10 protein-coding genes are annotated in these 11,827 nt (G+C 48.2%); 3 read left to right on the top strand and 7 right to left on the bottom strand.

Translation table 11 applies throughout. The features are described from left to right. Positions 1–11 precede the first annotated feature (11 nt). Together J2T58_RS07325 and J2T58_RS07320 are read left to right on the top strand one after the other, a co-directional pair. Positions 12–959 carry a DNA adenine methylase gene (locus J2T58_RS07325; RefSeq protein WP_253488462.1) on the top strand — a complete coding sequence of 316 codons (948 nt, stop codon included), beginning with the start codon at positions 12–14 and terminating at the stop codon, positions 957–959. A gap of 275 nt (positions 960–1,234) precedes the next feature. Beyond that, positions 1,235–2,902, top strand: coding sequence for an AIPR family protein (locus J2T58_RS07320; protein WP_253488461.1), 1,668 nt, complete (start codon positions 1,235–1,237; stop codon positions 2,900–2,902). An 88-nt stretch (positions 2,903–2,990) separates the two neighbouring features. On the opposite strand, the gene J2T58_RS07315 is transcribed toward J2T58_RS07320, so the two are convergent. From J2T58_RS07315 to J2T58_RS07285, 7 genes are all read right to left on the bottom strand, one after another. Next, a complete protein-coding gene (locus tag J2T58_RS07315) occupies positions 2,991–4,037 on the bottom strand; it encodes a cytochrome c biogenesis CcdA family protein (RefSeq protein WP_253488460.1) in 1,047 nt (348 codons plus the stop codon). Positions 4,038–4,313: 276 nt separating this feature from the next. Next, a complete protein-coding gene (locus J2T58_RS07310) occupies positions 4,314–5,549 on the bottom strand; it encodes an ABC transporter substrate-binding protein (RefSeq protein WP_253488459.1) in 1,236 nt (411 codons plus the stop codon). A 47-nt stretch (positions 5,550–5,596) separates the two neighbouring features. Then, positions 5,597–6,907, bottom strand: a complete 1,311-nt coding sequence (locus J2T58_RS07305) for an ABC transporter substrate-binding protein (protein WP_253488458.1) — start codon at positions 6,905–6,907, stop codon at positions 5,597–5,599. Beyond that, entirely contained in the window at positions 6,874–8,109 is a 1,236-nt protein-coding gene (locus tag J2T58_RS07300) for an ABC transporter substrate-binding protein (RefSeq protein ID WP_253488457.1), read from the bottom strand. Before J2T58_RS07300 ends, J2T58_RS07305 begins: the two co-directional genes overlap by 34 nt. Continuing rightward, entirely contained in the window at positions 8,100–8,945 is an 846-nt protein-coding gene (locus J2T58_RS07295; RefSeq protein WP_253488456.1) for a class I SAM-dependent methyltransferase, read from the bottom strand. Before J2T58_RS07295 ends, J2T58_RS07300 begins: the two co-directional genes overlap by 10 nt. Before the next feature lie 22 nt (positions 8,946–8,967). Further along, positions 8,968–9,825 (bottom strand): ABC transporter ATP-binding protein, encoded by an 858-nt coding sequence (locus tag J2T58_RS07290; RefSeq protein ID WP_253488455.1) that lies wholly within the window; start codon positions 9,823–9,825, stop codon positions 8,968–8,970. 6 nt (positions 9,826–9,831) lie between these two features. Continuing rightward, on the bottom strand, positions 9,832–10,803 hold the full coding sequence (locus J2T58_RS07285; protein ID WP_253488454.1) for a FecCD family ABC transporter permease: 972 nt from the start codon (positions 10,801–10,803) through the stop codon (positions 9,832–9,834). 462 nt (positions 10,804–11,265) lie between these two features. On the opposite strand from J2T58_RS07285, the gene J2T58_RS07280 reads away from it, so the two are divergent. Beyond that, positions 11,266–11,754, top strand: a complete 489-nt coding sequence (locus tag J2T58_RS07280) for a TroA family protein (RefSeq protein ID WP_253488453.1) — start codon at positions 11,266–11,268, stop codon at positions 11,752–11,754. Positions 11,755–11,827: the final 73 nt, after the last annotated feature.

Raw genomic sequence — 11,827 nt, 5'->3', positions numbered from 1 at the left:
AAATACAAACCATGCCACGACCAAAACGAACCCCCGGACAGGCCCACCCGTTCCTCAAATGGGCGGGCGGCAAAACGCAGCTTCTGCCCGACCTCATCTCCCGCCTCCCGCCAGGGATTGCCAGCGGGGAGATCACCAGATATGTCGAGCCGTTCATCGGGGGAGGGGCGCTCTTCTTTGCCCTGCATGAGCATCACACTATACAAGAGTCGTATCTCTCTGACGTCAACTGCGAGCTCACCCTCTGTTATTCCGTCATCCAGAAGGATACAGAGGCGCTGATCGAGAGACTGGATCACCTGAAATCGGCGTATTACCAGTGTGACGAGGAGGAGAGGAAAGCCTTCTATTACGAGATCCGTGACAGCTTCAACAGGCAGCTCTCCGAAATATCGTTTGAAGGATACAACCCGGACTGGATCACCCGTGCGGCCTGGATCATCTTCCTGAACCGGACCTGTTTCAACGGACTCTTCCGGGTGAACCGGAGTGGCGGGTTCAATGTTCCCTTTGGAAAGTACAAAAACCCCGATATCCTGAATGCAGAGAACCTGCGCAATGTCGCAAAACTCCTTGCGGGGACGACCATCAGGCAGGGGGACTTCACGGGCTGCCGGGATGTCGTGGATGAGAAGACGTTTGTCTATTTCGATCCCCCCTACCGCCCCCTCAACGAGAAGACCGCCGTCTTCACCTCATATGCAAAGGACGGGTTTGACGAAGCGGACCAGATCCGGCTCGCCGAATTCTTCCGGGAGCTTGACCGGAAGGGAGCAAAAGTCATGCTCTCCAACTCGGATCCCAAAAACACCGATCCCGATGACTGCTTCTTTGATGATCTCTACTCCGGCTTCACCATCGAACGGGTGCCTGCAACACGGATGATCAATGCAAATGGTGCGGGAAGAGGGGCGATCAACGAGCTGATCATCACGAATTACCGGTCATCGGAGAGGTAAGGCATCCCGGAGATCCAGAGCAGACGCTTATGATACGCTCAGGGGCAGCAGAGATATCTGATGGGAAGATGGATGTAAAATAAACGGTCTGATAAATAATATATTTTATTTTCAATACTAAAAAATCATTTGGCAACTTCAATAAGGTAAAACCTTTTGAAGTTTAAACACCCATGATTCCGAAAGGCCACTAAATGCATCGAATATGGATGTACTTATTTTTTACAAAAAGAACAGGTTATAAGTAACATCCAATGTATATCGGAGAGAATAGGATGAATATTAACGCATCAATTATTGATCAGAGGCTTTCTGCAGTTTCTGCATCTATTGCGCAACGAGCACAGGATGAATTATCGATCACCGATCCTACTCGATTAAAATCCCTTGCCTTTGTCCACCTCTCTGTACAAACTCTACTGGACATTTCCCCTGATGAGGCATTTGACTGTCTCACTGAAGGCACACAGGATTTCGGAGTTGATGCCATGCAGATTTCAGAAGAGTTCGATGGGGAATTCGTAGTAACTCTTTTTCAGGGAAAGTATAAACATAAGAATCTTGATGGGAACTCAACATTTCCTGAGAGTGGAGTTAGCTCATTGATTCGTGCCATACAGGTTCTCTTCGATCCACAAGCCCAACTTCAGCCAATTAATCCCCGTCTTCTCTCCCGTGTAGAAGAGGTTCGCTCTCTGATTCGTGATGGATATATACCTCAGGTCAGAGCAGTACTATGCAATAACGGCCTGCACTGGAATGAAGCAGCAGACATTCTGATCAAACAGGCAGGTTTTAACAATCAAGTTACATGGGAGTATCTCAACCATGATCGTCTGGTTTCAATTCTTCAATCAACAAAACCCATCAATGACACCCTTCATCTCACAGGTTCAGCAATAATCGAGGATTTCAACTTCAGCCGTGTTTTAATTGGAAGAATACATATTAAAGGAATATATTCTCTAATGCATAGACATGGAGAACGATTACTCGACAGAAATATCCGCCGCTATCTTGGACTGCAAGGTAACCGGGTAAATGAAGCGATTCGTGACACTCTTTTATCTAAGGAAAGTAATAATTTCTATTTCTATAACAATGGTATAACACTCGTTTGTGAGAAGTTTGATTATAACGCTTTACAGCGAGGGGATTATCAGGTGAATGTTGAAAATCTTCAGATAATCAATGGTGGACAAACCTGTATGACAATATACAAAACACTCAAAGACCATATGTTCGAGCCACCCTCAGATGCATATATACTTCTTCGCCTCTACCAACTTCCTCGTGACAATGATCATCTCATTCGGCAGATAACCTATGCAACAAACAGCCAGAATCCTGTTGATCTCAAGGATCTCCGGGCAAATGACGAACTCCAGAAACGCCTTGAGGTCGATATCGAACAACTCGGTTATTCATATCGGAGAAAAAGAACTGATTCAACGATTAAACCCGTAGATATCACCTCAGGAGTTGCAGCAGAAGCGGTTTTATCGGTCTGGAGGCAGAAGCCACATCAGGCAAAATTCTTCTCCCGAGAACATTTTGGGAAGCTTTATGACCATATTTTCTCAGAAGATCTGACCGGAGCTCAGGTTATCATTGCAACCCTCATATATCGAATAACTGAGAATCGTCGTAAAAGACCAAAAGATAATGATCCACCATTTATAAGATATGCATCCTGTTTTCTTGCAATGCAGATGGGACACTACCTTCTTGAGGATATGAAACTGGTCCTTGAAGATCTTGGTCATGTACATCTAAATAAAGCTGAGATGCTCATCAGGGAAAGAGGAGAGGACTATCTTGAACGTGCTATAGTAGCTATTGATTCTGCACTACACAAGCTGTACGGAACACGGGAAGTTTCACTCCAGCAGTTGGCAGCAACGTTTAGACGTGGAGATTTGATCGAACAGCTTCTGGAATAGGGGTTCATTATCGATGCGGCATAGTATTCATTAAGCTCAACCATCTCATCCTCAGATCACCCCTACCAGCACCCCGGATACCCGTGCTCTACACAATACCGGCAAGCATCATCATCCCGATCACGATCATACATACTCCCATGCCGAGCCGGACAGGGCGATTGTACTTTTGTCTCCATGTATCCATCTGCCCAGGTGCTGACCCCCGGTATACAATGGCAAGGACGATCAGAAGGGGGAGCACGAAGATGAGGTTGTACAGAATGAGATATGGCAGCCCTTCCATCATGGTCATCCGGTCGGCAAGAAGAGCAAGTATGGCCAGATATATCCCTCCGGTGCAGGGCAGTTCAACGATGCTGACAAGCGCACCGAGAAGAAGTGCAGAGGGGATCGTGGCACGCCTGATATAGCTTCCGATTCTCTCTTTGAACTGTTCGGGGATCGAAAGTGAGAAGGCATGGTTCTGCCTGAGAACCTCGACAATCTGGATCAGACCTGCGAGTATGACGATGATTGCGGCAAGCGAGAAAAAAGGACTCGATATGTCAAGGGAATGGACAAAGCCAAGGAGAGCAAGCCCTGCAAGAAGATAAACCATAAATACCGTCCCGATGTAGACCAATCCAACCTGAAGCATCCGTCTTCTGTCATTGAGACTGGAGAGATATGCAAGAAGGACGAAGAGGACCGCAAATGCACAGGGATTGATACTGTCAACTGCTGCTCCGATGAGAACAGCCGCCACTGTCACCTGTGTGGCGTGAGAAGGTTTGCCACCAGGGAAAATGGCCTCAGGGGCGGGGGATGGCAGGTCATCCCCCCTGCACACAGCCGTCCCGTCGTGAAACGAATTGATAACCTGGAGTACAAGACCTCTTCTGTCGGTATCCCCTTTGGTCACCGGTTCAGTCTCTGCTGCTTCCAGAAGTCTCCGGAGACCTGAGTTCGTCTGTTCTTCTCCGACCATCACCGCTCCCCCGATCACAAAGAGAGGTATCAGCGGATTTTCTATCTGGTAGCTTTCAGAGATGGCAAAGAAATAATCACGGTTCGTCCTGCTATGGGCGATCTCACGATAATTCACGTCAATACAGGGATATACCTGTTCAAGCTCTTCAATTAGTGGTCGCACACGGTTGCAGTTTGCGCAGGTCAGGCTGTAAAAAAAGGACGCTTGTATCCTTTCATCACCTTCCTCAGTGGAGAGGGATTGCTGATCCCGGTTTTCTTCCAAACCTGAGACAACAGTGGTTCCACTGAAGAGGAGAATGACAATAATACACAGAATCGAAAAAAAGGATCTCATTGTGATACTGAACTCTCTTTGGAAAATATGGAAGGGCACCAGGGGGTAAAGATTACGCCTCTTCCCTCCCCTTCAATTCAGTCATATTACTGTTTCTGAGTATCACCCGCAGCCAGGGCACTCCTCAACAGTCCAGTCCATCCACTGGGTAGAGCGAAGTCCAATCGCCGTTTGATGATCCACCCCATAGACATTCTTGTAGAAATCAAGAAGCCATTCTGAGAGTTCGATGTCCGCAAATAACTCCGGATATGCCGCTTTTGCGATAACCATCACATCAATCGGATACTCCAGGCGTTTTGCACAGTTGCAGGGTGTCCACGGCCATGCGACGACATTTCTGTTCTTCACTGCATCAAGTTCCTGCAGGTTTTGGTAATACGGAGCGGAGTACAGCTCTTCCGGCGGGTGGTAGCCGTTGGCTGTACAGAGGATAATTACATCGGGGTTGATACTCAGAAGCTGCTCTGCAGAGACCGTCCTGAAGTATCCTGGTTCGGCATAAGCGTTCCTTGCATGAGCGATCTCCTCGATGAAGTAGGACTCGATGGTGTCAAGCCCAAAGACCTGCCCGGAGCCCCCGGCATCCCGTGCCCGTGACGACAGTCCAAGAACAAGGACGGTCGGCCGTTCTTCCATTGGAATATCCTTCGTCCTTTCATAAATGAAGCTGACCTGTTCCTCAAGGTAATCAGCAATCTCCATAGCCTTCATCTCTTCTCCAAAGACCTGCCCGATGATTCTTATTTCATCGGACATCTTTGAGAGATCGGGATCATCAAATGCAGGCGGTCCATAGATGACGACAAGAGGAATACCAAGGGACTCTATCGTGCTGATCGTCTTTATCACCGATTCGTCACCAATATGCCTGACTGTGCAGGAACCGATCCGCATGATCACAACATCAGGGTCAAGCGAGACAAGAGACTCATAGTTGAGTGCAGATCCCGACTGGGCAACGAGCGGGAGATCCATGATCCAGCGGTTGAGGTATGTAACAGGATTCATACCATCCCGATACCAGTATGTCTCCCCATGGATCGTCGGAAATTCATAGTTGAAGTTCCGTTGAAGACAGGATGATCCAAGCCCGACGATCAGATCCTGCTTATCGATATAGGTCATTGTCCCCTCGATCATGCCATCAGAAACAGTAACGACACGCTCGATATTCACCGGGACCTGTACCGCAACGCCACGGGAATCGACAACAGTACGATACTCTGCACCCGAAGATTGCTGTGACTGGTCGCCATCGGTTGATCCGACACATCCTGTGGAGAGGAGGAGGGCGATCAGAATGATCGATCCTGATAGTAATAATTTATTTCTCATAAATCGCACCAATTTTTCGCTTTTGTCCAACATGCCATGTCCGCATACTATATTCCATCCTCTACACACCAGTCCATCCACTGGGCTGAACGAAGCGCAATTGCTGTATCATGATCCACGCCATACACATTCTTGTAGAAGTCAAGCAGCCATTCTGAAAGAACAATGTCCTCAAAGAGCTCAGGATATGCCGCTTTTGCCATGACCATCACGTCGATTGGATACTCAAGACGCTTATCGCTATTACAGGGCGTCCAGGGAAGTGCATACACACGCTGGTTTTTCACAGCTGTTAATTCCTGAAGATTCAGGTAGTATGGAGCTGTGTACAACTCCTTTGGCGGATGATACCCCCATGCAGTGCAGAGGAGGATGATATCGGGATCAAGAGCCAGAACCTGTTCCGTACTCAATATCTGAAATATACCGGTTTCAGATTGGAATGCATTCTTTGCATTCACTATTCCTTCGAGCATATAGGAGTCAGTTGTCTTCAGCCCATGAGCTGTGCCCGATGCACCTTCTGAACGATGCTTGGGGGAAAGTCCGAAGATCAGTGCTGTCGGACGCTCCGATTCGGGGATTCCAGCTGTCCTTTTCTGCACGAGATCCACCTGGGACTCAAGGTAGCGTGCAAGCTGAACGGCTTCTGCATCCTTACCAAAAACCTTCCCCAGGATTAGTATTTCATCGGAAATACGCCTCAGTTCAGAATAATCATAGCAGTTTGGACTATAAAGGACAATCAAGGGGACATCAAGGGACTCGATGACATCAATGGTCTTTTGTGTTCTCTCATCATCCTTACTCAACAGGCTTCCGCTTCCTACTCGGAGAATAACGATATCTGGTTCGAGGGAGACGAGTGTCTCATAATTCATGGCACCTCCCCATTCTGCAACAAGAGGGAGGTCTTTGATCCATGGGTTAAGATTAGTAACCGGGTTCATACCACCTGTATATTCGTATGAATCGCCTGAAACTGTTGGAAAGGTATAATCATACCCCCTCTGAAGACATTTTGAGCCTACACCCACTATTGTATCCTGAACGCCAAAAACCGTCATTGTCCCTTCTATGAAACCATCAGAGACACCAACAACACGCTCGATATTCACCGGGACCTGTACCGCAACGCCACGGGAATCGACAACAGTACGATACTCTGCACCCGAAGATTGCTGTGACTGGTCGCCATCGGTTGATCCGACACATCCTGTGGAGAGGAGGAGAGCGATCAGAATGATCGATCCTGGTAGTAATAATTTATTTCTCATAAATCCCACCAATTTTTCGCTTTTGCTCAACATGCCATGTCCGCATACTATATTCCATCCTCTACACACCAGTCCATCCACTGGGCTGAACGAAGCGCAATTGCCGTATCATGATCCACGCCATACACATTCTTGTAGAAGTCGAGCAGCCATTCTGAAAGAATGATATCCTCAAATAGATCAGGATATGCCGCTTTTGCAAATACCATTATATCAATCGGATACTCAAGACGTTTTGCACAATTACAGGGTGTCCAGGGAAGTGCATACACACGCTGGTTTTTCACTGCCTGAAGCTCTGCCACATTCTGATAATACGGAGCAGAGTACAACTCTTCCGGTGGGTGATACCCGTTTGCTGTGCCCAGGACAATCACATCCGGATCAAGAGCAAGTAACTGTTCGGCAGAGATTGTTGGACTTCCCGGGTTTTGGAATGCATTCTTTGCGTGTACGATATCCTCAATAAAGTATGACTCAAAGGTATTGGTTCCTTTTACATTCCCTGCCCCACCAGCATTCCTTGCATTTGGAGACGCTCCAAAGGCAAGAACAGTTGGTTTTTCAGCATCGGGAATATTTTTTGTCCGATCATAAACAATATGTGTCTGAGATTCCAGATAGTTTGCAAGTACTTCTGCTTCTGCTTCCTTCCCAAAGACCTCTCCAATAATTTTTATTTCCTCAGATACTTTTGTGAGATCCGGGTTGTCAAATGCAGGCGGACCATAGATAACAATGAGTGGATACCCAAGAGATTCTATCGTCTGGATGGTCATTATTACTCCTTCATCGTCCGGTGAACGCATAGGACATGATCCAACGCGTAGGATAATAACATCGGGATCTAATGCAGCGATTGTTTCAAAATTTGCTCCAGCTCCGGACTGAGCGGCAAGAGGAAGATCCATCATCCAGCGGTTCAGGTATGTCACCGGGTTCATACCATCCCGATACCAGTACGATTCGCCATGAACTGTTGGAAATTCATAATTAAAGTTTCTCTGCAGGCAGGATGAGCCCAGTCCAACAATAGTATCCTGAACCCCAAGTGATGTCATCGTCCCTTCTATGAGACCATCTGAAACCGTGACAACACGCTCGATAGTCATCGGGACCTGCACCGCAACGCCACGGGAATCGACGACTGTCCGGTAATCTTCTCCGGCTACTGTCGTACTCCCCTGCTCCGCTCCCCGGTCAGTGCAGCCTGCTGAGAGGACCAGGAGGATGATGACAAGGAGCAGACAGCTCCATCCTGCATATGGTCCAATCACACGCATCCATTCACCTTCCACCAGATCTTCACCCGCTTCGTCATCCCTGACTGGATCAGTTCATCCCCCTTCTGAACAAGGACTCCTTTCAGATACTCCCGCAGGATCGCCTCCTGCTCCGGAGTCTGTATGCCATACTGATCCCGGAACTCGTCAACAGCCGCTGCAATATCCGGGAATCTCCTGACATGATCCATATCCGCAGTCTCCACATTGGGGTAGATACCCATCGAGTAGAGGAGATTAAAGATGACATCCGCTTTTGGCCCGGATCGGTACTCCCTCCCATGAAGCTTCGGCCAGAGGTCGATCATCGCCTGCTCCCAGCTTGTCGTATCGGCAAACCAGTAGAGGCAGACCCAGCCAGAGGAGGCACTGTACATCGCGGAAATTGCCTCTTTAATATCCGGCATCCCAAGCGAGTACGATGCCACGACGACATCATACTGTCCATCCAGATCAGATGAGAGATCAATATCCTCCCATCGTTTTTGGACTATCTGAATATTCGAGACCCCTTCTTCCTCTGCATACTCCGCAAGGACCGAGGTCATTCCGGGAGATGGCTCAACAGCGGTGACGTGAGCGGCAACCTTTGCAATCGGCACCGCCATCGTCCCGGGACCTGCTCCAATATCAAGCACACGGGAGCCCGAATGGATCGGGAGGCCTTCGATCACGTGCCTGATCCGCTCCGGGTTCTCCCTGGACTGCTTCATAAAGGATTGTGCCTTCTCTTTTGATACCCAGATCGAGGCACAATCATTTGTTCCACGGCATTTGAGGTTTTCCTGATACATCTTCTGCCAGATCTGATTCCAGTCAATCTCATTATATTCCATTGTAGTCTCCTGTGCACAGTTTCTATGATTGGTCTTCGACTCTCATTCCGTCTGGTGGGAAGGGATGGTCATGCCCATTTCCGTGATGCAGGTGCCCTGTGCAGCAGCATCGTTCTGCGACACTCTGGGGCATCACCATCTGCACTCCATTGACTGACCGGACACAGCAGGTGTCACGGTATATCTGTGAGAGAATATCTTCCGAGATGACATCTGCTGGAGCTCCATCAGCCACGATCTTCCCATCCCCTACGACAACCACCCGGTCGCAGAACCAGGCGACATGGTTGGGATCATGGCTGCAGGCAAGGATCGTCTTCCCATCCTCCGCAATATCCCGCATAATCTTCCAGATACGCATCTGATTTTGAAAATCAAGAGCACTTGTCGGCTCGTCAAGGAAGAGTACCGGTGTCTGCTGTGCGAGTGCACGGGCCATCAGGACCATCTGTCGCTGACCTCCGGATAGCTGGTTATACGGACGATCGGCAAGATCGGTAATACCAAGCTCTGCAAGGGCATCCATTGCGATCTCCTTGTCACGCCTCCTCACCCCGAAGAAACCTCCAAGATGAGGTGTCCTGCCCATCAGGACAACTTCACGGACAAGGTAGGGGAACGGTGGCTTGTGCTCCTGTGGCACATAGGCAACCATCCGTGCCATCTCCTCGATTGAACGGGTATATGTATCCTCGCCGCACATACGCACCGTTCCATCTCGTGCCTGGAGAAAGCGCAGGCAGCATTTGAAGAGTGTCGTCTTTCCGGATCCGTTTGGACCAAAGAGACCACAGAGCTCTCCTTCTCCGACTGAAAACGAGACACCCGATAGAACGGGGAAATCATCGTAATTAAAATGGATATTTGTTACATCCAGCATGGTTCATCACCCAAAGATAACTCTCCCCTTATGGCGGAGCAGGTAGCAGAGATACGGAGCACCAAGGATGGAAGCTAAAATCCCGACAGGAATCTCGGCCGTCGTCAGTGTTCGTGCAAGCGTATCACAGATGATCAGGTACGTTCCACCCATCATCAGTGCAGCCGGTATGACATACCGGTTATCAGGACCCAGCAGCATCCTCGCCGCATGGGGCATCATCAGGCCGACCCATGCGATGATTCCGACAAGGGATACCGCAAATGCGGTCACCGCTGTTGCCAGGGCAACAACGATGAATTTGTAGCGCTCAGGGTTTACACCAAGTGTCCGAGCCTCCTCATCACCCATCGAGAGAATGTTCAGTTTCCAGCCCAGCCCCCAGAGGATAATGAAGCAGATGATGACAAACGGTGTCAGAAGCCAGACATCACTCCACGTTGCATAGTAGAACCCTCCCATCAGCCAGAAGACGATCTCCCTGAGTGCCGTATCATCAGAGATATATTTGAGAAGTGAGACAAATGCCGCGAAAATTGAACCTATGATGACACCTGCAAGGATCAGGGTGACGATCGGGGTCTCACCCCGTACCCGGGCAAGCATATAGGCAAGTGTTACTGCGAGTGCCCCGAAGATGAAGGCAGAGATCTGGATCGAGAAGAAGATATGAGGGAACACAATCCCAAGTGCCGCTCCAAAGGCCGCTCCTGATGAGACCCCGAGGATATAGGGCTCAACAAGCGGATTTCGAAAGACGCCCTGGAATACCGCACCAGCAATGGCCAGTGCACCACCGACCGAGATCGCGAGAATGATCCTTGGTACACGAATATCCCAGACGATAGTGTTATGAAGCCTTGGTAATGTGCTGACATCACCGAATGTGAGATGGACGAGAATTACCCGGTATACATCGGTTGTTGTGATGCTGTATGCACCCATGACAACTGCAATGCATGCCGTAAGAAGGAGCAAACCTGCAAGTAGAATCAGAATGCCGATTTTTCTTCCTTCATTAAAACCATCAACAGGATCGTACCCGAGATTGATGAGTAACTGTCGTAAATTCTTTGATTCTGTCATAAGATAGGAAATCCCCCGGACGCATACTATGCTTAGTATGACATTGATATAAATTCATAACATTTGATCCAATAATTTTTCAAAAAAGAGAATACGAGATCGTAATTAATCCTAATAATCTGTTCTTAAATAATAGTTAAATACAATACATGCTTATTATATGTTATATAAAAGCACTTCATCTCTTATTTATGATATTTAAATTTGTAATATTGATATTATGTGTTAATTCGGCATGCATAAATAATACGGAACAAAAGATAAGGTATGAAGCGTTTACAATATCTTCTTATTGTTGCCTCCCTACTTATCGCTGGAGTGTTCATCTCCGGATGCACGGGACAGGGAGCAGATTTGGAAGGTTCTGACTCCGCAGATACCAGGATTATCACTGACATGCGTGGTCGGACGGTGGAGATCCCCTCGACCATAGAACGGGTTGTCTGTATCGACGACGGATTTGTCGAAGGTGTCATGTACCGGTTCGGTGAGCATGAGAAGGTCGTCGGGATTGGCGGCGAATGGATTAAGGATTATACCTATTCTTTTGATTCAATCACTGGTGAATCATATGAATATACAAATGGTATGAATCCGGTCAGGTATCTCATACCGCATCTCGCCGATCTTCCTGTCCTCGTGGGAACGGGCACCGGGATGAACTATGAAACCCTTGCCTCGCTTGATCCGGATGTTATATTCCTCAGGCAGGGATCATGGGCATTCCGGGCGGGAGACGATGAAAACCTCCAGAAGACCATTCATACGATAGAATCCCTTGGATATCCGCTCGTCATCCTGGTGGGGCCGCCATATCAGGATAGGACTTACGCACAATTTTAGTTGAGCCAAAAGATCAATATATTAGTAAAGCATAAAATAATGCGTGTCAAAGCAGTATCAAGTAACTGACACG

This window comes from Methanocalculus alkaliphilus, from assembly GCF_024170505.1.
Classification (GTDB): Archaea; Halobacteriota; Methanomicrobia; order Methanomicrobiales; family Methanocorpusculaceae; genus Methanocalculus; species Methanocalculus alkaliphilus.
The sequence above is the reverse complement of the archived record's forward strand: the minus strand, read 5'-3'. Positions and strand labels throughout refer to the sequence as shown.